Raw genomic sequence first — 25,637 nt, forward strand, 5'->3', positions numbered from 1 at the left:
GTAAAACGATTTGTTAATAATTATTTACGAGGACCTCTGTTAGGAGTATTTCCGCCTCTGTTATCTCTACCTGCACCTGGACCACCTTGACCTGGACCTCTTCCGCCACGACTTTTGTCGTTTCTTCTGTCGCCACCGCCACGGTTATCTCTGTCTCTGCCGCCACCAAAAGCACCTTCAGGTCTGCCACCTTTACCAGGAGCATTATTGGTTGCGCCAATGTTTGGAGAAAGATCACGTTTACCGTAAACCTCGCCTTTGCAGATCCAAACTTTAACACCGATCTTACCATAAGTAGTCAATGCTTCAGCTAATGCATAGTCAATATCAGCACGGAAAGTATGCAAAGGAATTCTTCCTTCTTTATACTGCTCATTACGAGCCATCTCAGCACCACCTAAACGACCTGAAGTCATAATTTTGATACCTTCTGCACCCATACGCATCGTAGACGCGATTGTAGATTTCATAGCTCTACGGAATGAGATCCTTGCTTCTAATTGTTTTGCTACACCTTCTGCTACCAGTTGTGCATCTAGCTCAGGACGTTTGATCTCAAAAATGTTAATCTGAATCTCTTTTTTTGTAAGTTTCTTTAACTCTTCTTTGATTTTATCAACCTCAGCTCCTGCTTTACCGATTACGATACCCGGGCGTGCAGTGTGGATAGTAACCGTGATACGTTTTAATGTACGCTCGATAACCACCTTAGATACACCGCCTTTAGCGATACGTACTGAAAGGTATTTTCTTATTTTTTCGTCCTCAACTAATTTGTCAGCATAGTTGTTGCCACCGAACCAGTTAGAATCCCAACCTCTGATGATTCCTAACCTGTTACCTATTGGATGTGCTTTTTGTCCCATTTCTACTAATTAGTTTGAGTTTCAACGTTTTTACTATCTACTATCAAAGTTACGTGGTTAGAACGCTTACGTATTCTGTATCCACGGCCTTGAGGTGCCGGTCTAAGTCTTTTCAACTGACGGCCACCACCAACCATAATGGTTTTCACATATAATTGGTTTTCTTCAGGGCGAGAACCTTCATTTTTAGTTTCCCAGTTTTTGATGGCTGATAATAAAAGTTTCTCAACTCTTATTGCTGCCTCTTTATTGGTAAATTTTAAAATATGTAATGCTTTCTCAACACGCTCACCTCTGATAAGATCTACAACCAAACGCATCTTACGTGGTGAGGTTGGACAATTGTTTAATTTCGCTACTGCTTCCATCTCTTAATTATTTTTTCTTTTCAGAGTGACCCCTAAATGTTCTGGTTGGAGCAAACTCTCCCAGCTTGTGACCAACCATGTTTTCTGTTACGTATACCGGTATAAATTTATTACCGTTATGCACTGCAAATGTATGACCCACAAAATCTGGTGAGATCATTGATCTGCGAGACCAAGTTTTAATGACAGACTTTTTGCCTGAATCATTCATAGAGACTACTTTCTTCTCTACGTTATGGTCAATATAAGGTCCTTTTTTTATCGAACGAGCCATTATTTCTTCCTTTTCTCTATGATGAAACGATTTGAGTATTTTTTAAGTGAACGGGTTTTGAAGCCTTTAGCATACATACCGTTTCTTGAGCGAGGTTGACCTCCTGATGAGCGACCCTCACCACCACCCATTGGGTGATCGACAGGATTCATCGCTACCGGACGTGTTCTAGGACGACGTCCTAACCAACGTTTACGACCTGCTTTACCTAATACTTCATTTGCGTGATCCGAATTTGAAACAGAACCTATCGTTGCTAAACAAGTAACTAAGATAGATCTTACTTCACCTGAAGGCATTTTAACAGTTGCATATTTACCATCACGTGCTGCTAATTGAGCATAAGCACCAGCACTACGTGCTAATTGTGCTCCACGTCCTGGTTGAATTTCAATATTGTGGATAATTGAACCCAAAGGAATGTTAGACAATTTCAATGTGTTACCTACTTCTGGAGCAGCTGTATCACCTGAAACTACTTTCTGTCCAACCTGCAATCCATCCGGTGCAATGATGTAACGTTTTTCACCATCCGCATAATGTAATAATGCGATACGTGCTGTACGGTTTGGATCGTATTCAACAGTTGCAACTGTTGCAGGAATATCAAACTTATCACGTTTAAAGTCAATTAAACGGTAAGATTTTTTGTGACCACCACCCATGTAGCGCATAGTCATCTTTCCTGTATTGTTACGTCCTCCCGATTTTTTAGAAGAAACAACCAATGATTTTTCGGGCTTGGTTGCTGTAATCTCCGTGAAACTGGCACCGACTCTAAAGCGGGTACCCGGAGTGACTGGTTTAAATTTTCTTAAGCCCATAGTTATAAATTATTCAATTCTTATTAAATATTCGCGTAATAATCAATTGTTTCACCTGCTGCCAGGGTTACAATAGCTTTTTTGTATTTCGGGCTACGGCCGGTAACTAAACCACCTTTAGTGTTTCTAGATTTTAATTTTCCGTTTACAATCATTGTATTGATTGCCAGAATATTAACACCATACATCTTTTCGATGGCTTGTTTGATTTGCAATTTATTTGCTTTGTGTTCTACTTTGAAAGTAAAGCGGCTAGACTTTTCTGTAAGAGCAGAAGCTTTCTCGGTTAATATTGGTTTCTTTAAAAATTCCATATTACTTGGCAAATGCCTCCTCCAATGTTTTAACAGTATTAGCAGTTAACAAAAGTTTACCACAGTTTAATACATCATAAGTACTTAACTGATCAGCGGTAATAACTTTCACTTTCTGAATGTTTCTGCTTGATAAATAGATATTGTTATCTTGTGCAGGTAAAACCAACAATGTTTTTTGACCTGTTAAGCTTAAAGCATTAACCAAGTTCACATAATTTTTAGTTTTAACTGAATCAAAGCTAAAATCTTCTAAAACAAGGATGTTGTTATCCTGAGCTTTGTAAGACAACGCAGATTTACGTGCCAGAGATTTTAATTTTTTGTTTAGTTTAAAACTGTAATCACGTGGTTGAGGACCGAATACACGACCACCACCATTAAACAAAGGAGATTTAATACTACCAGCACGAGCGCCACCAGTACCTTTTTGTTTGTATAATTTACGGGTTGAACCAGCGATCTCATTACGTTGTTTAGACTTGTGAGTACCCTGACGTTGATTAGCCAAATACTGTTTTACATCTAAATAAATTGCATGGTCACTTGGAGTAACACCAAATACCGACTCAGGAAGCTGCACCTTGGCACCTGTCTCTTTTCCTGAAATGTTTAATACATTAACTTCCATCTGCTTACTTGTCTAAGATTACGTAAGAACCTTTAGCTCCTGGAATGGAACCACTAACTACAACAAGATTTTGATCTGCATAAACTTTCAAAACCTGTAAGTTTTGAATTTTCACTCTATCTCCACCCATTCTTCCTGCCATACGCATACCTTTAAATACACGTGCTGGATAAGATGCAGCACCCAGTGAACCCGGAGCACGCATTCTGTTGTGCTGACCGTGAGTTTGACCACCCACACCAGCAAATCCATGGCGTTTCACAACACCCTGAAAACCTTTACCCTTAGAAGTACCAACTACATCTACAAAATCACCTTCGTTGAAAATGTTTACCGTTACAGTATCACCTAAACTAAGTGATTCTTCAAACGGCTCAAATTCAACCAATTTACGCTTTGGAGTTGTGCTTGCTTTCGCAAAGTGGCCTTTCAGAGGCTTGGTTGTGTTTTTTTCTTTAGCTTCATCGAAGCCTAATTGAACTGAAACGTAACCGTCTTTCTCTTCGGTCTTAACCTGTGTTACTACACATGGCCCAGCTTCGATCACCGTGCATGGAATATTTTTTCCATCGGCGTCGAAAATGCTGGTCATTCCTACTTTTTTTCCAATAATACCTGACATTTTCTTTTTTTAGTTTAACACCCATCGAAGCAGTAGGGCTTCGTTCAAGGTGGATACAATTCCCTTTAAGGGAGGGCAAAAATAGGAAAGAAATCTTAATTTTCAAAGAGTTAGCGAATTATTTTTATAAATATTATCCACATTACCAGATAGATCGGTAAAAAAACACCGCAAAGCCCGCCCCACTCAGAATCTTTGGCATACCCGTTCTTCTCAAAGCCTTCGCGAAATAGAAAGCACCTGCCTATAAAGCTAAAAACGAGATGTTTTCGCAGGAGATTACGCTGTCAATTGCATAATTATGAATTGATTTGCCGACATTAGAAAGAATAAATGTTAATTGCGGGCGTACAATAAACCCGAAAAATGACAGTTAAATTAGAATACTATTTATAATTATGATGAAAAGAACCCTTTTACCACTGCTTGGCCTGTTTCTGATGTGCCTGATAACTTCCCAGACAAGCGCGCAGGACAGTACAATGGTAGACCCTAGTCTTAAAGGACAGTATCAGCTGATGCTGTCTAAATCCAGAACTTTAGACGGATACAAATTGATTAATCCGTACAGACTCACAAGCTTTTATAAGAGCGTAACCGATACAATCAGGAAAGAAAGACAGGGACATATTGGCGCCCAGACTAAAATAAAAGAGCAAGCTGCAACGATTGCCGGCCTCAATAATGAAATAAAAGGAAAAGAAGCTTCTCTGGCGACCTCAAATGCCAGACTGGATCAGATAAGCTTCCTGGGAATTCCTTTCGACAAAGGGACTTATAATACGATCGTATGGGTGCTTATTATCCTGCTGGCTATCGCATTAGCGATTGTAACGATTCGTTCTGCGAAAAGCATTCAGGAAGCAAAATATCGCAGCGGTCTGTATGAAGAGATCGCGCAGGAGTATCAAACTTATAAGGTAAAATCTAACGAGAAGGAAAAGAAACTTGCCAGAGAACTGCAAGACGAAAGAAATAAACTAGAGGAACTCCGAACAAGAGGAAATTAAAAAAACCGCTTAAAAAGAAAAAGCCTCCGGAATCCGGAGGCTTTTTCTTTTACTCAAAATTTCATTAAACTTTGATTTCAACTTCAACACCGCTAGGTAATTCAAGTTTCATCAGTGCGTCAACAGTTTTTGAGTTAGAACTATAAATATCTAACAAACGTTTGTAAGCACATAACTGAAATTGCTCACGTGCTTTTTTGTTCACGTGTGGTGAACGTAAAACAGTGAAGATTTTCTTTTCAGTTGGCAACGGAATTGGTCCGCTAACTACTGCACCCGTAGGTTTTACAGTTTTTACGATTTTCTCAGCAGATTTGTCTACCAGATTGTAATCGTAAGATTTCAATTTAATTCTGATTCTTTGGCTCATTGGATTATAATTAAAGCTGCCTGTTAGAGCTATTAATAACAGGCAGCTGATTAAAAACTAGTCTGCAGATTTGATTCTGCCTTTGGATTTAGCGATAACTTCTTCCATTACGTTTCTTGGAGCTGGCTCATAGTGATCGAATTCCATAGTAGACGTTGCACGACCTGAAGTGATTGTACGTAACTGAGTTACATAACCAAACATCTCAGAAAGAGGCACAGTAGCTTTAATTACCTGGGCACCGTTACGGGTATCCATACCTAAAAGCTGACCACGACGACGGTTCATATCACCGATTACATCACCCATATTTTCTTCTGGAGTAAGGATCTCGATTTTCATGATTGGCTCCATCAATACTGGATTACACTTAGGCAATGCCTCACGGTAAGCCATTTTAGCAGCAAGTTCGAATGACAAAGCATCTGAATCGACTGCGTGGAATGAACCATCAATTAATCTAACCTTCATATCAGGAAGTGGATATCCTGCTAATACACCATTAGACATAGAAGCTGCAAATCCTTTCTCAACTGAAGGAATAAATTCACGTGGAATAGATCCACCTGTAATTTCGTTTACAAACTGTAAACCACCTTTTTCGTAATCAGCATCAATTGGAGAGATAATAACCTGAATATCCGCGAATTTACCACGACCACCAGATTGTTTTTTATACGTTTCACGGTGCTGAACAGTACCGTTAATAGCCTCTTTATAAGCAACTTGTGGCGCTCCCTGGTTAACCTCTACTTTAAACTCACGTCTTAAGCGGTCAATCAGGATGTCTAAGTGAAGCTCACCCATACCAGAGATTACAGTCTGACCAGTTTCCTCGTCTGTCTGAACTCTGAATGTAGGATCTTCTTCAGCTAATTTAGATAAGCCCAGACCTAATTTATCAACATCAGCCTGAGTTTTTGGCTCAATAGCTAAACCGATAACCGGCTCAGGGAAATCCATAGATTCCAGAACAATTGGATGTTTCTCATCACACAGTGTATCACCGGTTTTGATATCTTTAAATCCTACTACAGCAGCAATATCACCAGCACCTACATTAGGAATTGGGTTTTGCTTGTTAGCATGCATCTGGAAAATACGTGAAATACGTTCTTTATTTTCAGAACGTGCATTATATACGTAAGAACCAGCTTCCAGGTTACCTGAATAAACACGGATAAAGCATAAACGACCTACGAAAGGATCTGTTGCAATTTTAAATGCTAAAGCTGCAAAAGGCTCTTTAATATCCGGTTGACGGGTAACTTCCTCACCTGTATTTGGATTGATACCGGTAATACCGTCAACATCCATTGGTGATGGCAATAATTCCATAACCAGGTCAAGCATAGTCTGAACACCTTTGTTTTTGAAAGATGAACCACAAACCATAGGAACGATCTTAGCATCTAAAGTTGCTTTACGCAATGCATCAAGAATTTCACGCTCCGTGATAGAGTTTGGATCTTCGAAGAATTTCTCCATCAAAGATTCATCATAATCAGCTACAGCTTCTAATAAATTCTCTCTCCATTGTGCAACTTCTTCTACCATATCCTCAGGAATTGGCACTTCAGTAAAGGTCATACCTTTATCATGCTCATTCCAGATAATACCACGGTTGTTGATTAAATCAACTACACCAGTAAAACTGTCTTCTGCTCCAATTGGTAACTGTAAAGGTACTGCATGGCTACCCAGCATATCTTTAACTTGTTTCACAACTTTCAGGAAATCAGCTCCTGAACGATCCATTTTGTTAACAAAACCGATACGTGGAACAGCATAGTTATTAGCTAAACGCCAGTTAGTTTCAGATTGAGGCTCAACACCATCAACAGCTGAAAATAAGAATACTAAACCATCAAGTACACGTAATGAACGGTTTACCTCAACGGTAAAATCCACGTGACCTGGTGTGTCAATAACGTTTACCTGGTATTTTTCACCACGGTAAGGCCAGAAAACTGTTGTTGCTGCAGACGTGATTGTTATCCCGCGTTCCGCTTCCTGAACCATCCAGTCCATGGTAGATGCACCTTCGTGTACCTCACCAATCTTGTGATTTACTCCGGCATAATAAAGGATACGCTCAGTTGTTGTGGTTTTACCCGCATCAATGTGAGCCGCGATCCCAATGTTTCTTGTAAATTTTAAATCTCTTGACATTTTATGATTTTCTAAGATTAGAAACGGAAGTGAGAGAACGCTTTGTTAGCCTCAGCCATTTTATGCGTATCTTCTTTTTTCTTAACTGCGGCGCCTTCACCTTTGGCAGCTGAAACGATCTCACCAGCTAATTTTTCTTTCATTGTTTTCTCACCACGTCTGCGGGCGAAAGAGATTAACCATTTCATGCCTAAAGCAATCTTACGGTCTGGTCTTACTTCTGTTGGTACCTGGAAGTTTGCACCACCTACACGGCGTGATTTTACTTCAACTGCAGGCATAACGTTTGTTAACGCACGTTTCCATATCTCTAAACCGTTCTCACCAGCTTTTTTCTCTGCTAATTCTACAGCATCATAAAAAATAGAATATGCGATGGATTTTTTTCCATCATACATCATATTGTTTACAAATCTTGTCACCTGAACATCGTTAAATTTTGGATCAGGAAGGATAATTCTCTTTTTTGGTTTTGACTTTCTCATTTGTTGTTCCTCCTAATTATTTCTTTTTACCTTTTGTTGGTGCAGCAGCTACTTGTCCTGGTTTAGGACGTTTAGTACCATATTTTGAACGACGTTGGTTACGACCAGCAACACCTGAAGTATCTAATGCTCCACGGATGATGTGATAACGTACACCTGGTAAATCTTTAACACGACCACCACGGATCAATACGATTGAGTGCTCCTGTAAATTGTGACCTTCACCTGGAATATAGGCATTCACCTCTTTACCATTGGTTAAACGTACACGGGCAACTTTACGCATTGCTGAGTTTGGTTTTTTAGGGGTAGTGGTATATACACGTGTACATACACCTCTTCGCTGTGGACAGCTGTCCAACGCCGGAGACTTACTCTTGAACTCCAGTGCTACTCTACCTTTTCTAACTAATTGTTGAATGGTTGGCATTGTTTTTTTTTGTTTTCTATGTTGTTACTAAAAACTTTACCCCTAATTAAGGGACTGCAAAGGTATGACAATACATTTTATAAATCAAGGGGTTAACCTAATTTTAATGAATACAAACAAAAAAAATAACGAAGGGGTAAAATACTGACGCTGAAGCCGGGAGCAGATTTAAGCTCTAAATATTCTGCCCGGGATATCGCAGATAGTGCAGGAAGGCCCTGGTGCGGTTTTGCGGTGACGGCAGGTGGCTTTACACCTGTAAATCTTCGGAGTTGGTATACCGTTGCGATACCCTTGGTATACCCTTCCTTTACCCAAAGGGTATACCAAGGGTATCGCAACGGTATACCAAGGGTAAAGGAAGGGTATCGCAACCCCGAAGAAAAACAAAAGAATACTTAATGGTTTAGGCAGCTAAACTGCTGGGAGACTAATCAAAAGTATCCAGATATAGTTTCTCTACTTTTTTCCTCGCCCAATCTGTTTTACGAAGGAATTTAAGGCTGGATTTCAAACTCGGATCATTCGTAAAACACGCGATTTTAACGTGAGTACCCAATTCTTCCCAACCGTAATGCCAAACCAGTTGCTTGAGGATAAATTCCAGGGTTTTACCGTGTAAAGGATTATTAACTTGTTTTTCGTCTGTTGTCATATTGAAAATTATTAAGTCCGGAGGATCAGAAACTGAGGCACCTTTCTGCTGACAGCAGGTCATTCCCGGACTCAGCCCCAAAGATAAAATTTATTTTATTATGCTTAGGTTTGCAGGTAAGGGAATCACCCCCGGCTTTATAAAAACCAGCGTATATGAATTTAAATTTAGGAGATTTTGTTCGTTTTGTAGACGAAAACATCGAAGGTTATATCACAAAGATTATTGATAAAGATACTATTGGCGTAACGGATTCCAATGATTTTGAAATTCCTGTTCAAGCCAGTAAAGTCACCTTGGTTCATGGCGATATTCCGGAAGACAACGCAGTGGTTTCCAACCGCCCGCAGGCTGCTGCACCGGTGGCCGAATTTAAAAAGGAAGGCGTTTACCTGGCAGTTATTACCGATCAGCATAGCGCAGCGGTTGCACATTTCCACCTGGTGAATGAAACTTCATTTCAATTGCTGGGTTCATTTACCACTGCAAAATCCGGACACTTCAAAGGAGAATTTGCGGCATTGATTGCTCCGGGGACTACGAAGAAAGTATTCAGTGCAAATCTGGGTGATATTCAGTTGTGGCCTGAATTCAGAATCGATATTCTTTTTTCGACCGCTGCCGATATTGAACCGCTTCCGGCTTTACATTATAAACAGCAGCTGCGTGGAAAAGACCTTTCAGTTGCCAAAGTTGACATTCCCCTACTCAAACAGAAAGGCTGGCAGATCAGATTGGATGAACCTGCCCCGCTTATAGATGCACAACTTCTTAAAGAAAGTTTTTTTAAGGCTAGATAGCCTGTACCCCAGATAATCGCTTATGACTGAACCTCAACTGCTTAAACATATTTCCCCTGTCAGCCGCTGGACCTACAATTTACTTACCAAATGGGGCGTAGACCATGATCTTGCTTCTTTTCTGAATTTATTTGCTTTAGTATTCGCACTAATTGTTCTGGTCTATGTTGTCCACAGGGGTATCCGTCGGATACTCAGGCTCATACTTATCAGAATAAGCAAAACCTACCCGCTTAATTTTTTCAGGCATCTGCTGAATAACAGGCTCCCGCATTATATCGCCTCAAGTGTGGTTCTGGTTTTTGTACAACTGGTCTTACCAGTTGTGCTGGCAGATTTCCCGGAATGGATTAAACCGGCGAATATTATAGCAGATTGTTATATGGTTTTTGTAGTGATCTGGATTCTGATGACGCTGATTAAAGCGGGCGCAGATGATTTCCGCAATAAACCTGCATTCCGCGGACAGCCTATAGATAGTTATCTGCAGGTAATCAGACTAATTTTATTCTTAATTGGTGCAGTAGTCATCTACTCCAACCTGACCGGACAGTCAATTGTGGCATTCTTCACAGCAATGGGTGCCATCTCCGCAGTATTACTCTTAATGTTCAAGGATACCATCATGGGGTTCGTGGCCAGCATTCAGATTACAGCAAATGATACTGTACGCATCGGAGACTGGATTACGATGAGCAAATTCGGGGCTGACGGTGACGTCGTGGAAATTAACCTGACTACAGTAAAGGTTCAGAATTTTGATAAGACTATTACGACTATTCCCACATACTCGCTGATTTCAGATTCCTTCCAAAACTGGAGAGGCATGACAAAAACAGGCGGAAGAAGGATCAAAAGGGCTATCTATATAAAACAGTCCTCTATTCGTTTTATAACTCCAGAGGAAGTTGAGCAGATGAAACAGATCCAGTCACTGACAAGTTATATAGAACACCGGCAGAAGGATATTGACAAAAGTAATGAGCGGTCTGGAGCAGATAAATCTTTACTGGTCAACGGCCGCAACCTGACTAATGCCGGGCTTTTCCGGAAATATATAGACAATTACCTTTCCAATCATACCGGAACGCACAAGAACATGTCGATGATGGTGCGCCACCTCGCTCCCACACCTTACGGACTGCCACTTGAAATCTATGTCTTCGCGGGAACAACCAAATGGATAGATTATGAACATATTATGGCCGATATTTTTGACCATGTAATTTCAGCAGCACCTTATTTCAATCTGCAGATCGGAGAGCTTGACAGTACACAGGCACAAGGCCGTATCTCACCTGAAACACTGGAATAAACTAATAAAAAGAAAGGCTGTCATTGATAAAATGTACAGCCTTTCTTTTTATTAGTTTATTTAAACCACGTATTATTCGCCGGGTCTATATCTGGCAGAACCTTGTCCGGATCCAGCTCAGCTGAAACCAGCTCTTCTGTGGTCGGATAATCCACTACCCAGCTTTTATTACTCATCCAGATATCAACCGGTAACTTGATAGTATCTTTACGTCCGCTTTTTGTAGTTACACGTAAGATCACCGGCATCGGCATTTGCTGAAGGTTATCTATCTTCAAATGATAACTTTCAATTTTACCGTCTTTCATTACAGGCGTTACAGAACTGATGGCCTGGTCTAATTTCCAGTTGCCAATAAACCAGCCTTTCCAGAACCAGGAAAGATCTTCACCAGCTGCATTTTCCATAGAGCGGAAGAAATCGAATGGTGTAGGATGTTTATATGCCCAGTGGCTAATGTATTGTTTAAAAGCATAATCAAACCTGTCTTCACCAAGAATCTGGTCTCTTAAAAGATTAAGTCCCCATCCTGGTTTACTGTACAGATTAACGCCTATATTTTTCTCTTCCATTGCATCTGGCGTCAGCATAATAAACTCCCGCTCCGAATTTGCCAGATAACGCGCAACTTTATGCATATCTACCGCCGGTGATTTATATTCGCCTTTATTAAATTCTGCAGAAGAAATACCATTGATAAAGGTATTAAAACCCTCATCCATCCATCCGTATTTGCGTTCATTGCTGCCAACTATCATTGGGAACCAGCTATGGCCAAACTCGTGGTCTACCACACCCCATACATCTCCATTTTTAGCTTTCCAGCCACAAAAGACAATTCCAGGGTATTCCATACCGCTAATATTAGAAGCAATATTAACCGCCATCGGATAAGGATAAGGAAACCATTTATTAGAGTAATGCTCAATACTAGCTTTTACATACTCCACTCCCCTGCCATAGCTGTCATCGCCATTACTCTCCACAGGCTGAGCAGAAACCGCCAATGACTTCTTACCATCAGCAAGATTAATCCTTGCCGCATCCAGCACAAAAGCTTTAGAAGAAGCCCAGGCTACGTCACGCGTATTGTTCATCTTAAATTTCCAGGTCAGCTGTTTACCGGAAGGACGTGATTTAGGGTCTGTCACTTCCTGAGCAGAGCGGATTGCAATTTTCTGGTCGCTGTTTTTAGCTGCATTCCAGCGTTTCAACTGTTCTGCGGTAAAAACCTCCTGCGGATTTAGCAATTCACCTGATCCCATCAAAATATGACTGGCAGGTGCAGTTACAGAAAAGTTAACATCTCCATATTCACAGTAAAATTCAGATGCACCCCAATAAGGCAAAGTGTTCCATCCGGTTACATCATCATAGACAGCCATTCTAGGGAACCATTGTGCAATAGTGAAAATTTCTCCGTTTTGAGTCTCCAGATGTCCCATACGATCAGAGCCATTTTTAGGGACAATAAAAGAGAAATCCATCTTTAAAGTGATTACTTCTCCGTTGGCAGCAAGCGGGCGATCCAGACGGATTTGCATTCTGGTATCTTCAATGATCGAAGTAAACTTTAAATCTTTTCCTTTTTGCGCTACATTCAGACCTGAGATGGTATACCCACCTTCGACTTTCTCTCCCCTGGCTCCGTAACGGCTACCCGCTTTGATCAGACTGTTACCTCTGGAACCCTCTTTAAAAAGGTTCTGATCTAACTGAAGCCATAAATAAGGTAAAGCATCCGGGCTATTGTTTTTATAGGTTATGGTTACTGTACCACTAACTTTATTCTGCGTTTCATCTAATACTGCCGAAATATTATAATCGGCACGGTTCTGCCAGTATTTAGGGCCCGGATATCCACTTGCCGAACGGTATTCATTACCATTCTGGGTATAGAACAATGGACTAAAAGCCACATGTGGATCATAACCCTGTTTAGCTGCATCCTGAGCAACAGCACTGATACTATAAACAAAAAACACTGCCATCAGGAGTGTTTTCTGAACAAAATGGTTCTTCATTCGTGTAAAGGTTTTATACATTGGTTCTATTTTTTAATGAGTTTAGGCATAGGCGGAGTTCTGCGCTGATCCGGCGGAAGTTTCATCCAGGCCTGATATGCCTGCGCAATATAATAATCATAATTAAATGGAGGATCGGTTTTTACAGTAGCTACTGTAGGGCGGTAGAAATTAATAAAGTCTTTCAGTTCCTGGCCTTTAATCTTCAACATGCCACTGATATATTCTTCATTGAAATAATGATTGATCTCCGATTCATAATAGGCACGTTCCTCCAATGCCTCTTCCTTAATTTTCTCTCTCCTTGCTTTACCCGAGCCAAAAGCCAACCCAATTCCACCGGCACGCTGAATGTTTTTGGTAGGTGCAATTCCAGATACACGTTTGAATGCCTGCCCCTGTCCTGCTTTCAGATCCAGATCTTTAGAAAGCCGGGCACTCTGAACGTCAACCTGTTTAAGATTGTTGGAAAGTGGCGGCAAATAGATAGTTTTACTTTGCATACTGGTTAGATACAAAGTGTCAGTATGGTAGCCCGGAAGATAAAACTCCAGTAAATCTCCTTTTTCCGCGCGGATTGAAAATTGCCCGGCGGCACCTGTTTCCATCGTTACGTCTTTGGTCAGGTTTTTCACTCTTACCTTTTGTAACGGCATACTTTTGTTCTCCTGATCAAAAACTCCACCACTAATACCCGATTGTGCAGAAGCAACCCAGGGTAAAGCGCAGATGACAGCGGCTAATATGATTTTTATTTTATTCATGCGTTGAGATAGATTTAGGTAAAGCTAAGGATTGACGGGTTTACGGCTGATATTTTAACAAAAATTAACAGCATACTGTTCTGCGTCAAAACTGATTAATACAGGTTTTCCGTTTACTTCAACAACAGGTCTTTTGATCGCACTGGTATTTTCAAGCAGTACAGCGATAGCCGAATTTTCGTCCTTCACTCCAGCCTGCACAGCAGGATCCAGCTTACGCCAGGTCGTTCCTTTTTTATTAAGTACAATTTCCCAGCCAAAAACTGCCGACCATTGTGCTAATTTTTCCCTTGTAATCCCCGCTTTTTTAAAATCGTGAAAAGTATAATTCAGACCCTGTTCTTCCAGCCAGACCCTGGCTTTTTTTACAGTATTGCAATTTGGAATACCATAAACTGTAATTGTTGCTTCCATAGGCGCAATTTAACCCATATTTCATTATTCATCACATTTATTCTCCAGTTCGTCACATTTTCATCAGGCCTAAAAACGACTTCCGTAATATTGTAGAAGAAATTAACAATTTATGACTCATATTAAACTTCCCTTCAGTTTTAAGGAACTTCAAAAAACAGAATTCAAAATTGTCAGCGCAATTTATGCTTTCGCGATTCTAACCTTAATTTCAAGCGGAAATAATGCCCATGATATTCCCTACGAATTCAGTCAGGCGGGTATCCGTTTCAATTATATTTATAACTACTTCATTCCCGCAGTATTTAAATATTCCCTTCTATATTTCAGTTTTCTGCTCCTTAATTTTTGCAGCCTTCCTGCCCTGTACAGGAAAACAAATACTGGAATGCATTTATGTCTGATCTTTATTGTATTCGTGTTTGCCGGACTAATTATCAGTGTCACCAGAACGTATAGCCAGGCCTTTCTGCTAATTCGTTACGATACTATTCAGGACGCTTATGAACAAATATTTTTTAATGGCTTTGGTTATGCGGCATGGCTGGTCGTACTAATTGCAATTTATGTCGCCTTAAAGAACCTCATCTTTCATTTTGCCAACCAACAAGAGCGGAATGATCTCAGTCAGCAAAAACTGGAGATCTTGTTTGGCTCAATTATCTGGTTTGCGGGTATTTTATTCTGGCTGGCCACAAACGCGGGGTTTCAGGTAATTATTTGCTGGACATTAATTTCTGCCACAGCGATATGGTTATTTATCCATTCGGTATACGAATTGATTCCTCAAATCTTTGATACGGCAAAAAAACCGTTGCGTACCTATCTCTATAAACTAAGCGGACTTATCCTGATAAGCCTTATCGCTACGTGTCTGCTTGCATTTCTAATCAGTGGCAGAAATCAGCTTATCCCAATTGTGATTGCATTTAACCTGCCTGTACAATACCTGATCACTGCGCCCCTGGCATGGCAGATCTACAAAAGAAGAAATTCTACGGCCGAACAGATCTATAAGTTAAAGAAGGAACTGGGCCAAACCGACGCCAACCTGAATTTTCTCAAATCGCAAATCAATCCGCATTTTCTGTTCAATGCCTTAAATACGCTCTATGGAACTGCATTGCAGGAAAAAGCAGACCGTACGTCTGAAGGAATTCAAAAACTGGGAGATATGATGCGTTTTATGCTACAGGAAAATATGCAGGATAAAATTTCGCTGATAAGGGATCTGGATTATCTTAAGAATTATATCGACCTGCAAAAACTCAGGACTTCACAGTCAGTAGATATTACGATCAGCACCCAAATAGAGGAGCAGTTTACCGAGCTGCAGATTTCACCGATGCTGCTTATCCCTTTTGTAGAGAATGCATTTAAACATGGCATAAGTCTGCAACAGCCTTCGCATATTAAAATTACGCTGCAAACTAAAGAAAACACCTTGTATTTTGATGTACATAACAGCATTCACCTTAAATCGGAAAATGACCCGGAAAGAACGCACAGCGGAATCGGACTGGAAAATGTCAAACAACGCCTGATGCTGCTATATCCCGCGAAACATGAATTACTCATCAGAGAGAGTGCGAAAGAATTTTTTGTACATTTAACCCTGAAATTATAAAAGATGAATGCCATTGCGATAGATGATGAACCCATAGCCCTGGATGTGGTCAGTTCCCTGGCCGGAAAGGTTCCATTTATCGACCTCAAAGCCTGTTTCACCAATGCTTTTGATGCGATTATTTACCTGAAACAAAATCCGGTGGATCTGATATTCCTGGATATCCAGATGCCCGATATCAATGGAATAGATTTCCTGAACAGCCTCTCCCACCCTCCGCTCGTAATTTTCACAACTGCTTATGCTGAGCATGCAGTTAAAGGGTTTGAATTAAACGCCCTGGACTACCTGCTGAAACCATTCTCTCTTTCCAGGTTTCTAAAAGCCTGTAACAAGGCCGAAGAGTTATTCAGGCTCAGAAAGAATGCAGACCAGCAAAATACGGACCTGCACTTGTTCATCAAAGATGGTTATGAACAGATAAAAATTAATGTGTCCGACATCCTCTATATTGAGGCTGCAGGAAATTACACGCAGGTGCACAGAAAGGAACAGCCCCTGGTCAGTACCCGCATGCCAATTAGCGAGATGTTAAGCTTACTCCCCGCCGGACAGTTCATCAGAACACACCGCGCATTCATTGTCGCAAGAAAATCTATCACAAGATTTGACCGCAATCAAGTATGGATTGATACGCTCCAAATCCCTATAGGGCCCAGTTATGCCCAATGTATGCAAGATCTCTAGAAAAATTCTCTCCAAAATTCACTTCTTTACTCCCGGAACCCGGATTTATACTTATTATTGTTATAAATTCTAACACTATATTCCACTTCAGCAAATAACCTGGGACTAATTTATGCTGAAGGATATTTCATCACCACTATTTCGTATTTTATGTTTAAACTTACTTTTAAGCAACAAGTTTTAACAGGCTTTGCCATATCGCTATTGTTTGTACTTGTCTCGGCGGTAACTTCTTATTTCAGCATCCGCTCCGTAGATATTGACTCCGACTGGGAGAATCATACTTATGATTTCATAGATCGTGCGGAAAGGCTCAAGACGAAACTACTCACTGCAGAAAATGGCCTGCGTGGTTTTATTTTGACTGGTGACAAAAAGTACCTTCGTCCCTATGAAGACAACATCGGTCAGATAGATTCCACGATGGAAGATCTGAAGCGGTTAGCTGAATTTAATGAGACAGACGGATCCAATCTAGTCGCAATTGACACCAATTCTGCTGAATGGGTGAGCGATATGGGTAAAACACTGGAAGTTTTTGAGATGAAGGGTATCTCGGCGGCAATTGACATTATCCATACTGACAGGGGTAGGGAGATCAAATTAAGATTTTTAAAAGCCAGTTCTGAACTGATTAAAGTACAAAAAGAAATGCTTAAGCTGAGGACAAAAGCCAGAGAAGAGAGTACAACTCGCAGTACCATTGTTATTATCATTAGCTCTACAATTATTTTTGCGCTGATCCTATATCTGTTCAGCTTTATTCGACGGACATTCGATACCCAAAAAATTACCGAAGAGCAGATCCGTAAGAATAATACCCAACTGGAAAAATTGTCCGGAGAAAATGAGAAAAAGAACTGGCTTCTTTCCGGTGCCGCTGAAATTAATGATGTTATGAGCGGGGAACAGGAAATCGAAGAACTGACAGGACATATTATTACACAGCTTTGCAATTATGTAAATGCACCTGTCGGAGCGCTCTACCTGGTGAACATGCAGAAACAGACGCTCAGTTTCAGCAATGGTTATGCTTGGGATGATGCCAGAAAACGAAAAAAAGATATCGCACTCGGCCAGGGACTGGTTGGTCAGGCGGCGCTGGAGCAAAAGAGCAAAACGCTGCGTGAAATTCCGGATGACTATATCCAGGTAAGCACCGGATTAGGCAGCCTGAAACCTACAGAATTGATTATTGTACCTGTATTATTCCAGGATGAGACCATCGCTGTGATTGAAATAGGCTTATTGCAAAATGCAGCGGTAGATACCATGAACTTTATCGATACTGTAATTGATGCGATAGGTGTTGGTATAAACAGCGCGCAGGCAAGAACGCAGTTGCGAGAATTATTCCTGCAGACACAGCAGCAGGCAGAAGAACTGGAAAGCCAGCAGGAAGAATTGAGAACCACTAACGAAGAATTGCTGCATAAATCAGAAGAACTTCAGGCTTCCGAAGAGGAACTTCGTGTTCAGCAGGAAGAATTACGGCAAACCAATGCAGAGCTCGAAGAAAAGGCCAGCCTACTGGAAGAAAGAAATATATCGATCACTGAGGCTAGAGAGGCCATGAGCCTGAAAGCTGAAGAACTGGCCATATCCAGCCGCTATAAATCGGAGTTCCTGGCAAACATGAGCCATGAGCTTCGCACCCCGCTGAACAGTATTCTGATCCTGGCCCGTATTCTAAAAGAAAACAGACCTGAAAACCTAAATGAAGAACAAATTAAATATGCCGGCGTCATTCATAATGCTGGTTCAGATCTCCTGACTCTGATTAACGATATCCTGGATCTGTCAAAAATCGAATCCGGAAAGGTAGATCTGGATATTGAACCGGTAAGACCGGAAGAAATTGCCAGAAACATGGAATCGTTGTTCTCTGAAATTGCCAAAAGCAAAAAGATCACTTTCCGCACCATTATTGATGAGGCCCTTCCGCCACGCTTCATGACGGATCTTTCCAGAACCGAGCAGATTATTAAAAACCTGCTTTCGAATGCCTTTAAATTTACGCCGGAAAATGGAGAGATCAATCTGGAAATAAGTAAAGCTCCCGCCGAGCTTACTTATTATGCAGAGAATTTGCAGACGAGCAAAGATCAGATTATATCTTTCAGTGTAAAAGACAGTGGAATAGGTATTCCATCAGATAAGCAAAAGCTAATTTTTGAAGCCTTCAAACAGGCCGATGGAACTACAAGCCGAAAATATGGAGGTACAGGTTTAGGGCTTTCCATCAGCAAAGAGCTTTCTCATATCCTTGGAGGAGAAATACAGGTTGAAAGTGAACCTGGCACAGGAAGTACTTTCACATTGTATCTGCCAGCGGAACAATCAGGCGAAGAACGCCTGGCTCCATTACAAGCAGCAAAAGTGCCTATTACAATTCCGTTAGTTTCGGAACCAGTATTGCAGGCTGTAAATCAAAACAGGAGACAGACACTGTTAATTGTAGAAGATGATCTGATTTTTGCGGACGTCCTGAAAGATTATGCAATCGAAAAAGGCTTCGATCCGCTGCTTGCCCATAGTGGCGATGTTGGGCTGGAAATGGCTCGAAAGGAATTACCTGATGCCATTATTCTGGATATTATGCTACCAGTAATGGATGGATGGACAATCCTAAAAAAGCTTAAATCCAATCCACAAACAAAAGATATTCCTGTACACATGATGTCTGCCGGTGAATTTAAAAGTGAAAAAGCATTGCAGGAAGGTGCTATTGGATTCCTTAAAAAACCGATTGAAAAAGATCAGCTGGACCTAGCCTTCCAGACCTGGCAGTCGGAAAACATTCATCTCGACTTTAACAGCGTTCTTGTCATAGAAGACCATGAACTGCAAAGTATGGCCGTAAAGGAGCAATTAACTGAAAGAGGAATCGATGTAGTCCAGGCATTTACTGGCGAAGCGGCATTGGAGCTAGTTAATTCCAGGAGTTTTGATTGCATTATCCTGGATCTGAACCTACCTGATATATCTGGATTTGACTTGCTTGACCAAATTAAGCAGAAGCCTGAGTATGCGCATATCCCTGTAATTATAAATACAGCAATGGAACTTGACCAGGATAGTATTGCCCATATTATGAAGTATACGGAAGCGATGGTTCTGAAGTCCAATAAATCGAATGACAGATTGATTGACGAAGTGAGCTTATTTATGCACAAGCTTAAAAAACAGGAAAAATTCAAGGCTGTTTCAAAAAGCCCTACACAGGGGAAAACGATTTCTACTATCGAAAAAGCGCTGCAGCACAAAACGGTATTAATTACAGATGATGATATGCGTAATATTTTCGCGCTGTCCAGTGCCCTGCAGATTTACGACATGAAAATTGTTATTGCGACAAATGGTAAGGAGGCGCTGGAGAAACTGGATGAAGTTCCGGAGATTGATATTGTGTTAATGGATATTATGATGCCGGAAATGGATGGTTATGAAGCAATGAGACTGATCAGGAAGGACAAAGCTTATAAGAAGCTTCCGATCATTGCACTGACTGCAAAGGCTATGAAAAATGACAGAGAAAAATGTATCGAGGCAGGAGCAAACGATTATATCGCCAAACCTGTAGATGTCGATCAACTGTTATCTATGTTAAGAGTATGGTTAAGCTAATATGAATAATCCTGAGAAAAATATAGCCGAGGTAATCAGCTACGCCGAACTGGAGTCACTCGTGGGTTTTATTAGAAATGTCCATGGGTTCGACTTTAGTAATTATTCCCCCGCCTCTTTGAAAAGACGGGTAAGCCGTATAATGCAACTGCAACGGTTAAGTCTTTTTGATCTGAGAACCCTGCTGACTAATGATCTGGAATACTTTGAAACTTTTATTATGGAAATAACGGTTAACGTGACAGAAATGTTCCGTGACCCTCCTTTCTTTAAATCAGTTTCTCAACATATAATCCCCTATCTAAGATCGTATCAGCGGATTAAGGTTTGGAATGCCGGATGCTCAACTGGAGAAGAGCTTTATTCCTTTTCCATTCTTTTTGCCGAAGCTGGTCTTTATGACCGTAGTTTTTTTTATGGCACAGATATTAACGCAGAAGTACTGAACTATGCCAAGAACGGCATATATGACCTGCAGAAAATGAAACAATACTCAGAAAACTATCAGAAAACGGGTGCTACGCATACATTATCTGACTATTATACTGCTAAATATGATGCCGCATCAATTGTTCATTCCTTAAAAAAGAATGTTCTTTTCTCTGCACATAACCTGGCTTCTGAAGGCGTATTTAATGAATTTCAATTGATTTCCTGCAGAAATGTACTGATCTATTTTAACACCGCATTACAGGAAAAAGTGATTGATTTGTTTTACCACAGTCTCGCAAATTTTGGTTTTCTGTGCCTGGGCTCGAAAGAGACTTTAAGAAGTTCGGAAATTGGACGTTTTAAGGTCATCGACAGGAAAAACAATATCTATCAGAAAATAGCTTAATTCTACCCGAAATTTTTTAATGCCATTAGAACATATGGAAAAAATAAATATCCTGATCGTCGATGACAGACCGGAAAACATAATTGCGCTGGAAGCGTTGCTGAAAAGAGACGATGTTAATCTTATCAGCACGACCTTGCCAAACGAGGCCTTGAGACTTGCCTGGGAAATGGATATTGCCATTGCTCTTGTAGACGTACAAATGCCGGAAATGGATGGTTTCGAACTCGTTGAGATCCTGAAGAGTAATCCGCGTACAAAAAATATTCTGGTGATTTTTGTTACGGCAATATCCACCGAAACTAAATATGCTGTCAAAGGCCTCAATACAGGTGCTGTCGATTATTTATATAAGCCCCTGAATCCATATGTGACTTCTGCAAAAGTAGATTCGTTCATTCAGTTTGTCCGCAGCCAGCGTGAACTGGTCAAAAAGAACAAAGAACTGGAATCTTACCAAAAAGAGCTGATCAGAGCGAAAGAACTGGCAGAACAGGGAAGAAAGATCAAAGAGAATTTTCTGGCAAATATGAGTCATGAAATCCGTACGCCTATTAACGGCATTATAGGTATCGCCAACCTGCTTGAGAAAACCCCGTTGAATCAAGAACAGCAAGAAATGATATCCTTACTGGAGATCTCTTCTAACTCTCTTCTGGGCGTAATCAACGATATTCTGGATATCTCAAAAATTGAAGCTGGGAAATTCAAGATCAACAGAGCCCCCACCGACCTGATCATGACCAGCTTTTCTATCGTAAATCTGCTCAGTATTCGTGCAAAAGAAAAACATCTGGACCTAATTACCGAATTCGATCCGCAAATTCCAAAAAGCGTAATGGCTGACAGCCTGCGTCTGAACCAGATTTTAATGAATCTGATCGGTAACGCAATTAAATTTACGCATGAGGGGAATGTGACGCTGAGGGTGCAGGTTATGGATCATAAGGGAAATAATATGCTGATTAAATTCTCAGTTTCGGATACTGGAATTGGAATTGCAGAAGATAAAATCGATAAGACGTTTGAAACATTCGAGCAGGCTGAGGATAATACGACCCTTCGTTATGGAGGTACAGGTCTGGGCCTGTCCATTGTGAAAAACCTGGCCCGATTGAAAGGCGGCCTGCTTACCGTAGATAGCGAGCTGGGTAAAGGAAGTACCTTTTCTTTTAGTAATTGGTATGAAATTGTGCAGGACAAGACTGAAAGTCCATCTGTCGCGACCGTACAACTCCTTCCCTTCAATGGCGTAAATATTCTGGTAGCAGAAGATAACCCTATCAACAAATTTCTGATTGTTAAGATCCTCAAGGGATGGAATATAGAAGCTGACGTTGTAGAGAACGGGAAGGAAGCACTCGACAAATTAAAGGAAAATCATTACGACCTGATCCTGATGGATACTTTTATGCCGGTAATGAACGGATTGGAAGCCACCAAACTGATCAGAGAGAATTATATTCCTGGCAAACAGGACATTCCTATAATTACATTTTCTGCTGCTGTGATGGAAAACGATAAAAAAGCTGCAATTGATGCTGGCGCCAGTGATGTACTGAGCAAACCTTTTGAACTGGGTATCCTACACCAGAAGATTACCCAGTTTACTGCAAAATAATTACTGGTTAAATGCAGTCATGGTCTTCGCTGGTCCGGCGGTTACAAAACTCTGGATCAGCGCAACACTCTTATCTATTAACGCGGGTAGCTCAGGTAATTCTTCTTTGTAAAAGGGTCCAAGCACATAATCTGCCTGTCTGCCTTTTGGAAAGTCGTCCCCGATGCCGAATCTTAACCTCGGATAATCCTGTCCGCCACAGGTTGCCTCTATACTCTTAAGTCCATTATGTCCTGCACTGCTGCCTTTGAGTTTTAATCGCAACTTGCCGAGTGGTAAGGCCAGATCATCGACGATAACCAATACATTTTCAAGTGGAATACGAAGTTCCTGCATCCAGTAATTAACCGCCCGTCCACTCAGGTTCATATAGGTAGTTGGCTTAATAACATGCAGCTTTTTTCCTTTCCAGGAAACTTCCGAGTAATAAGCAAGGCGCAGATTCGCAAATTCACCTCCCAGCTCCTTCACGAGCTGATCAGCGATATTAAAACCTATATTGTGCCTGGTATTGGCATATTCCGATCCGATATTTCCCAGACCAACAATTAGATATTTCATGTGAAATCGTGTATTTATATTTAAGGATCTATCCTGGGAACCCCGGTAGCAGCTTAGCTGGATTCTGGCACACAGCCGGTTCATTTGGCCAAACTTAGATAAATTCCTTTTTATGTGCAATTTAATTGCCTTGCATATAAAAAAGATTTATCGGTCTCTCCTCAACTGAGGAAAACATTATTGTAGAAGATATATAAATATAAAAAAGCCGTCTGCCCCGATTGGGGAGACGGCTTTTTTATATTAGAGAAACAGCTTATTTTTTACCTGCTGCCTGCTCTGCTTGTTTTAATGCTCTTGACATAATTACAGAAGCTATAGTATCTTCTTGAGTATTAGTCACAGTGTAAGCACCTTTTGCTAAGTCACGAACACGGAATAAGTTACCAACTTCTAATTTAGAAATGTTAACTTCAACTGTCTGTGGCATATCTTTTGGTAAAGATTTAACACGCAGTTTACGTAATTTCTGAACTAATTTACCACCCATTTTAACACCTGGAGAAGTACCGGTTAATTTAACTGGAATTTCCATAACGATTTCTTTCTCATCAAATAATTGTAAGAAATCTACGTGTAATAACACGTCTGTTAATGGATGAAATTGTAATTCTTTGATGATTGCTTTTACTTTAACACCATCAACATCAATTTCAACAAAGTTCGCTTCTGGTGTGTAGATAGCATCCTTTAAATCAGTGATAACAACAGCAAAGTGTTTTTGCTCTGTACCACCATACAATACTGCAGGAACTTTACCTTCATAGCGAAGCTCTTTAGCATCGCGTTTCCCTACGTTCTCTCTTGGAGAACCGCTAATTGCGATAATTTTCATCTTTTATTTATTTATTTTATATAATTAAATGAAGCCTTCCTGATTATTATAAAACCAGGCTGCCTCTATTTATTCTAATTTAAACCCGGAACAAATCACTGATTGAGCCATGTTCATTTACATTGGCAATTGCCTTCGCAAATAAAGGTGCAGTACTCAATACTTTAATTTTAGGGCTATCCTGTTTTAAAGGAATAGTATCCGTTACAATAAGTTCCGTCAACAGAGAGCTTTCTACTGTCTCATAAGCTTTACCTGACAATACCGGATGCGTACAAACAGCTCTAACACTTCTCGCTCCTTTTTCCATAATCAGGGCTGCGGCTTTTGCAAGCGTACCTGCGGTATCACAGATGTCGTCAATTAAAACAATATCCATATCGGTTACGTCACCGATAATAGACATAGATTCAATTTCATTAGCCCGTTTCCTTCTTTTATCACAGATTACGACCTCTGCATTGAAAAACTTTGCAAATGTTCTCGCACGGTATGATCCACCCATATCAGGTGATGCAATGGTGAGGTTATGCAAGCCCAGGCTTTTGATATATGGTACAAAAATCACTGAACCATCCAGGTGGTCTACTGGTATGTCAAAGAATCCCTGAATCTGTGCAGCATGAAGATCCATTGTCATGATCCGGTGAATACCGGCTGATTTCAACAGATTTGCAACAAGTTTAGCACCGATTGCAACACGGGGTTTATCTTTCCTGTCTTGTCTGGCCAGTCCGTAATAAGGAACAACCGCAGTAATGTAATGCGCCGAAGCTCGCTTCGCTGCATCAATCATTAATAGCAGTTCCATTAAATTATCTGAAGGCTGGTAAGTAGACTGGATTAAAAAGACATCACATCCCCTGACTGTCTCATCGTATGACGGCTGAAACTCCCCATCGCTAAATCTACTTAAGGTTACATTACCAAGAGGTTTGCCGTAACTTTCGGCAATTTTGTGAGCTAATGCTTTTGTACCGGTGCCGGCAAAAAGTTTAACGGGGTTAAATTGCAATGGCATGATTAGACGGGTATCAATGCTGGGTTAAAAAAAAATCGGATTGTGCTTTAGTCACAATCCGAATATGTTTAGTTGCCCGACCAGGATTCGAACCTAGACAAACGGTACCAAAAACCGTTGTACTACCTTTATACTATCGGGCAATCTTCCTTCTTTTCGACAAGCGTTCGTCTCAATTGGGAATGCAAATGTACGCAGATATTTTAGAATTGCAAATCTTTCTAAAAAAAAGTTTAAAATATTTTCAGAACACCATAAAACGCCCTCTATAACGTTCATTCGATGTATTACCTGTACTTTCACACCTAACATATTCAAAAACAGGCAGAAAAACTACAGAATAATCCGGCGAAAATATACAGTCCTAAAAACATTGAATTATTTAATTTCAGCTAAAATAAAAGCAATCAGCAACTTAGATATCCCGCGATTTTTCCAATAAAAAAAATAAAAAAAACAGATCAGATGGCCAGAAACTAAAA

26 protein-coding genes and 1 tRNA gene are annotated in these 25,637 nt (G+C 40.6%); 8 read left to right on the forward strand and 19 right to left on the reverse strand.

Annotated features, from left to right (window positions below; all coding sequences use genetic code 11):
• Nucleotides 1-20: 20 nt before the first annotated feature.
• The 7 genes from rpsC to rplC are packed head-to-tail and all read right to left on the reverse strand — an operon-like array spanning nt 21 to nt 3,899.
• The gene (rpsC, locus tag BM192_RS15605) at nt 21-866 is read right to left on the reverse strand and encodes a 30S ribosomal protein S3 (protein ID WP_037442601.1); all 846 of its coding nucleotides are present in this window, start codon (nt 864-866) and stop codon (nt 21-23) included.
• Nucleotides 867-871: 5 nt separating this feature from the next.
• Nucleotides 872-1,234 carry a 50S ribosomal protein L22 gene (rplV, locus tag BM192_RS15610; protein ID WP_037442604.1) on the reverse strand — a complete coding sequence of 121 codons (363 nt, stop codon included), beginning with the start codon at nt 1,232-1,234 and terminating at the stop codon, nt 872-874.
• 7 nt (nt 1,235-1,241) lie between these two features.
• Nucleotides 1,242-1,508 carry a 30S ribosomal protein S19 gene (gene rpsS / locus BM192_RS15615; RefSeq protein WP_008244581.1) on the reverse strand — a complete coding sequence of 89 codons (267 nt, stop codon included), beginning with the start codon at nt 1,506-1,508 and terminating at the stop codon, nt 1,242-1,244.
• Nucleotides 1,508-2,332, reverse strand: coding sequence for a 50S ribosomal protein L2 (gene rplB / locus BM192_RS15620; RefSeq protein ID WP_037442607.1), 825 nt, complete (start codon nt 2,330-2,332; stop codon nt 1,508-1,510). Before rplB ends, rpsS begins: the two co-directional genes overlap by 1 nt.
• Nucleotides 2,333-2,355: 23 nt before the next feature.
• Nucleotides 2,356-2,646: a 50S ribosomal protein L23 gene (rplW, locus tag BM192_RS15625; protein WP_037442609.1), complete on the reverse strand. Its 291-nt coding sequence runs from the start codon at nt 2,644-2,646 to the stop codon at nt 2,356-2,358.
• Between the two features lies 1 nt (nt 2,647).
• Nucleotides 2,648-3,277: a 50S ribosomal protein L4 gene (rplD, locus tag BM192_RS15630; RefSeq protein ID WP_037442611.1), complete on the reverse strand. Its 630-nt coding sequence runs from the start codon at nt 3,275-3,277 to the stop codon at nt 2,648-2,650.
• A 4-nt stretch (nt 3,278-3,281) separates the two neighbouring features.
• Entirely contained in the window at nt 3,282-3,899 is a 618-nt protein-coding gene (rplC, locus tag BM192_RS15635) for a 50S ribosomal protein L3 (RefSeq protein WP_037442613.1), read from the reverse strand.
• 398 nt (nt 3,900-4,297) lie between these two features.
• On the opposite strand from rplC, the gene BM192_RS15640 reads away from it, so the two are divergent.
• On the forward strand, nt 4,298-4,909 hold the full coding sequence (locus BM192_RS15640) for a hypothetical protein (RefSeq protein ID WP_234797571.1): 612 nt from the start codon (nt 4,298-4,300) through the stop codon (nt 4,907-4,909).
• 64 nt (nt 4,910-4,973) lie between these two features.
• Here the strand turns inward: BM192_RS15640 and rpsJ are convergent, their stop codons facing one another.
• The 5 genes from rpsJ to BM192_RS15665 form a co-directional block, all read right to left on the reverse strand.
• Nucleotides 4,974-5,279 (reverse strand): 30S ribosomal protein S10, encoded by a 306-nt coding sequence (gene rpsJ / locus BM192_RS15645; RefSeq protein ID WP_008244591.1) that lies wholly within the window; start codon nt 5,277-5,279, stop codon nt 4,974-4,976.
• 57 nt (nt 5,280-5,336) lie between these two features.
• Nucleotides 5,337-7,451 (reverse strand): elongation factor G, encoded by a 2,115-nt coding sequence (gene fusA / locus BM192_RS15650; protein ID WP_037442616.1) that lies wholly within the window; start codon nt 7,449-7,451, stop codon nt 5,337-5,339.
• Nucleotides 7,452-7,468: 17 nt separating this feature from the next.
• Nucleotides 7,469-7,936, reverse strand: coding sequence for a 30S ribosomal protein S7 (gene rpsG, locus BM192_RS15655; RefSeq protein ID WP_037442618.1), 468 nt, complete (start codon nt 7,934-7,936; stop codon nt 7,469-7,471).
• 16 nt (nt 7,937-7,952) lie between these two features.
• Nucleotides 7,953-8,366 (reverse strand): 30S ribosomal protein S12, encoded by a 414-nt coding sequence (gene rpsL / locus BM192_RS15660; RefSeq protein WP_008244597.1) that lies wholly within the window; start codon nt 8,364-8,366, stop codon nt 7,953-7,955.
• A 430-nt stretch (nt 8,367-8,796) separates the two neighbouring features.
• On the reverse strand, nt 8,797-9,021 hold the full coding sequence (locus tag BM192_RS15665; RefSeq protein WP_037442634.1) for a VF530 family protein: 225 nt from the start codon (nt 9,019-9,021) through the stop codon (nt 8,797-8,799).
• A 155-nt stretch (nt 9,022-9,176) separates the two neighbouring features.
• On the opposite strand from BM192_RS15665, the gene BM192_RS15670 reads away from it, so the two are divergent.
• Nucleotides 9,177-9,821: a hypothetical protein gene (locus BM192_RS15670; protein WP_074589038.1), complete on the forward strand. Its 645-nt coding sequence runs from the start codon at nt 9,177-9,179 to the stop codon at nt 9,819-9,821.
• A gap of 22 nt (nt 9,822-9,843) precedes the next feature.
• The gene (locus BM192_RS15675) at nt 9,844-11,136 is read left to right on the forward strand and encodes a mechanosensitive ion channel family protein (protein ID WP_051760056.1); all 1,293 of its coding nucleotides are present in this window, start codon (nt 9,844-9,846) and stop codon (nt 11,134-11,136) included.
• 56 nt (nt 11,137-11,192) lie between these two features.
• Here BM192_RS15675 and BM192_RS15680 read toward each other — a convergent pair whose 3' ends face one another.
• The 3 genes from BM192_RS15680 to BM192_RS15690 are packed head-to-tail and all read right to left on the reverse strand — an operon-like array spanning nt 11,193 to nt 14,338.
• Complete coding sequence (locus tag BM192_RS15680) at nt 11,193-13,160, reverse strand: M1 family metallopeptidase (RefSeq protein ID WP_234797572.1); 1,968 nt, start codon at nt 13,158-13,160, stop codon at nt 11,193-11,195.
• Between the two features lie 26 nt (nt 13,161-13,186).
• The gene (locus BM192_RS15685) at nt 13,187-13,924 is read right to left on the reverse strand and encodes a hypothetical protein (RefSeq protein WP_037442620.1); all 738 of its coding nucleotides are present in this window, start codon (nt 13,922-13,924) and stop codon (nt 13,187-13,189) included.
• Between the two features lie 54 nt (nt 13,925-13,978).
• Complete coding sequence (locus tag BM192_RS15690) at nt 13,979-14,338, reverse strand: ArsC family reductase (protein ID WP_037442622.1); 360 nt, start codon at nt 14,336-14,338, stop codon at nt 13,979-13,981.
• Between the two features lie 112 nt (nt 14,339-14,450).
• Here BM192_RS15690 and BM192_RS15695 point away from each other — a divergent pair, with 112 nt between their 5' ends.
• From BM192_RS15695 to BM192_RS15715, 5 genes are all read left to right on the forward strand, one after another.
• The gene (locus BM192_RS15695; RefSeq protein ID WP_051760058.1) at nt 14,451-15,965 is read left to right on the forward strand and encodes a sensor histidine kinase; all 1,515 of its coding nucleotides are present in this window, start codon (nt 14,451-14,453) and stop codon (nt 15,963-15,965) included.
• Nucleotides 15,966-15,968: 3 nt separating this feature from the next.
• The gene (locus BM192_RS15700) at nt 15,969-16,652 is read left to right on the forward strand and encodes a LytR/AlgR family response regulator transcription factor (protein ID WP_037442624.1); all 684 of its coding nucleotides are present in this window, start codon (nt 15,969-15,971) and stop codon (nt 16,650-16,652) included.
• Between the two features lie 150 nt (nt 16,653-16,802).
• Complete coding sequence (locus tag BM192_RS15705) at nt 16,803-20,279, forward strand: hybrid sensor histidine kinase/response regulator (protein WP_074964043.1); 3,477 nt, start codon at nt 16,803-16,805, stop codon at nt 20,277-20,279.
• Nucleotide 20,280: 1 nt separating this feature from the next.
• Nucleotides 20,281-21,117 (forward strand): CheR family methyltransferase, encoded by an 837-nt coding sequence (locus BM192_RS15710; RefSeq protein ID WP_037442629.1) that lies wholly within the window; start codon nt 20,281-20,283, stop codon nt 21,115-21,117.
• A gap of 34 nt (nt 21,118-21,151) precedes the next feature.
• Nucleotides 21,152-22,738: a response regulator gene (locus BM192_RS15715; protein WP_037442642.1), complete on the forward strand. Its 1,587-nt coding sequence runs from the start codon at nt 21,152-21,154 to the stop codon at nt 22,736-22,738.
• Here BM192_RS15715 and pth read toward each other — a convergent pair whose 3' ends face one another.
• The 4 genes from pth to BM192_RS15735 form a co-directional block, all read right to left on the reverse strand.
• A complete protein-coding gene (gene pth, locus BM192_RS15720; RefSeq protein WP_037442644.1) occupies nt 22,739-23,299 on the reverse strand; it encodes an aminoacyl-tRNA hydrolase in 561 nt (186 codons plus the stop codon).
• Between the two features lie 256 nt (nt 23,300-23,555).
• Nucleotides 23,556-24,134 (reverse strand): 50S ribosomal protein L25/general stress protein Ctc, encoded by a 579-nt coding sequence (locus BM192_RS15725; protein ID WP_037440629.1) that lies wholly within the window; start codon nt 24,132-24,134, stop codon nt 23,556-23,558.
• 79 nt (nt 24,135-24,213) lie between these two features.
• A complete protein-coding gene (locus tag BM192_RS15730; protein WP_037440631.1) occupies nt 24,214-25,155 on the reverse strand; it encodes a ribose-phosphate pyrophosphokinase in 942 nt (313 codons plus the stop codon).
• Nucleotides 25,156-25,227: 72 nt separating this feature from the next.
• Nucleotides 25,228-25,298, reverse strand: a tRNA-Gln gene (locus BM192_RS15735).
• Nucleotides 25,299-25,637: the final 339 nt, after the last annotated feature.

Source organism: Pedobacter antarcticus (genome assembly GCF_900112985.1).
GTDB lineage: Bacteria > Bacteroidota > Bacteroidia > Sphingobacteriales > Sphingobacteriaceae > Pedobacter > Pedobacter antarcticus.

Coding starts and splice junctions, on each gene's coding strand:
- rpsC (WP_037442601.1), bottom strand. CDS start 866: ATGGGACAAAAAGCACATCCAATAGGTAACAGGTTAGGAATCATCAGA.
- rplV (WP_037442604.1), bottom strand. CDS start 1,234: ATGGAAGCAGTAGCGAAATTAAACAATTGTCCAACCTCACCACGTAAG.
- rpsS (WP_008244581.1), bottom strand. CDS start 1,508: ATGGCTCGTTCGATAAAAAAAGGACCTTATATTGACCATAACGTAGAG.
- rplB (WP_037442607.1), bottom strand. CDS start 2,332: ATGGGCTTAAGAAAATTTAAACCAGTCACTCCGGGTACCCGCTTTAGA.
- rplW (WP_037442609.1), bottom strand. CDS start 2,646: ATGGAATTTTTAAAGAAACCAATATTAACCGAGAAAGCTTCTGCTCTT.
- rplD (WP_037442611.1), bottom strand. CDS start 3,277: ATGGAAGTTAATGTATTAAACATTTCAGGAAAAGAGACAGGTGCCAAG.
- rplC (WP_037442613.1), bottom strand. CDS start 3,899: ATGTCAGGTATTATTGGAAAAAAAGTAGGAATGACCAGCATTTTCGAC.
- BM192_RS15640 (WP_234797571.1), top strand. CDS start 4,298: ATGATGAAAAGAACCCTTTTACCACTGCTTGGCCTGTTTCTGATGTGC.
- rpsJ (WP_008244591.1), bottom strand. CDS start 5,279: ATGAGCCAAAGAATCAGAATTAAATTGAAATCTTACGATTACAATCTG.
- fusA (WP_037442616.1), bottom strand. CDS start 7,451: ATGTCAAGAGATTTAAAATTTACAAGAAACATTGGGATCGCGGCTCAC.
- rpsG (WP_037442618.1), bottom strand. CDS start 7,936: ATGAGAAAGTCAAAACCAAAAAAGAGAATTATCCTTCCTGATCCAAAA.
- rpsL (WP_008244597.1), bottom strand. CDS start 8,366: ATGCCAACCATTCAACAATTAGTTAGAAAAGGTAGAGTAGCACTGGAG.
- BM192_RS15665 (WP_037442634.1), bottom strand. CDS start 9,021: ATGACAACAGACGAAAAACAAGTTAATAATCCTTTACACGGTAAAACC.
- BM192_RS15670 (WP_074589038.1), top strand. CDS start 9,177: ATGAATTTAAATTTAGGAGATTTTGTTCGTTTTGTAGACGAAAACATC.
- BM192_RS15675 (WP_051760056.1), top strand. CDS start 9,844: ATGACTGAACCTCAACTGCTTAAACATATTTCCCCTGTCAGCCGCTGG.
- BM192_RS15680 (WP_234797572.1), bottom strand. CDS start 13,160: ATGAAGAACCATTTTGTTCAGAAAACACTCCTGATGGCAGTGTTTTTT.
- BM192_RS15685 (WP_037442620.1), bottom strand. CDS start 13,924: ATGAATAAAATAAAAATCATATTAGCCGCTGTCATCTGCGCTTTACCC.
- BM192_RS15690 (WP_037442622.1), bottom strand. CDS start 14,338: ATGGAAGCAACAATTACAGTTTATGGTATTCCAAATTGCAATACTGTA.
- BM192_RS15695 (WP_051760058.1), top strand. CDS start 14,451: ATGACTCATATTAAACTTCCCTTCAGTTTTAAGGAACTTCAAAAAACA.
- BM192_RS15700 (WP_037442624.1), top strand. CDS start 15,969: ATGAATGCCATTGCGATAGATGATGAACCCATAGCCCTGGATGTGGTC.
- BM192_RS15705 (WP_074964043.1), top strand. CDS start 16,803: ATGTTTAAACTTACTTTTAAGCAACAAGTTTTAACAGGCTTTGCCATA.
- BM192_RS15710 (WP_037442629.1), top strand. CDS start 20,281: ATGAATAATCCTGAGAAAAATATAGCCGAGGTAATCAGCTACGCCGAA.
- BM192_RS15715 (WP_037442642.1), top strand. CDS start 21,152: ATGGAAAAAATAAATATCCTGATCGTCGATGACAGACCGGAAAACATA.
- pth (WP_037442644.1), bottom strand. CDS start 23,299: ATGAAATATCTAATTGTTGGTCTGGGAAATATCGGATCGGAATATGCC.
- BM192_RS15725 (WP_037440629.1), bottom strand. CDS start 24,134: ATGAAAATTATCGCAATTAGCGGTTCTCCAAGAGAGAACGTAGGGAAA.
- BM192_RS15730 (WP_037440631.1), bottom strand. CDS start 25,155: ATGCCATTGCAATTTAACCCCGTTAAACTTTTTGCCGGCACCGGTACA.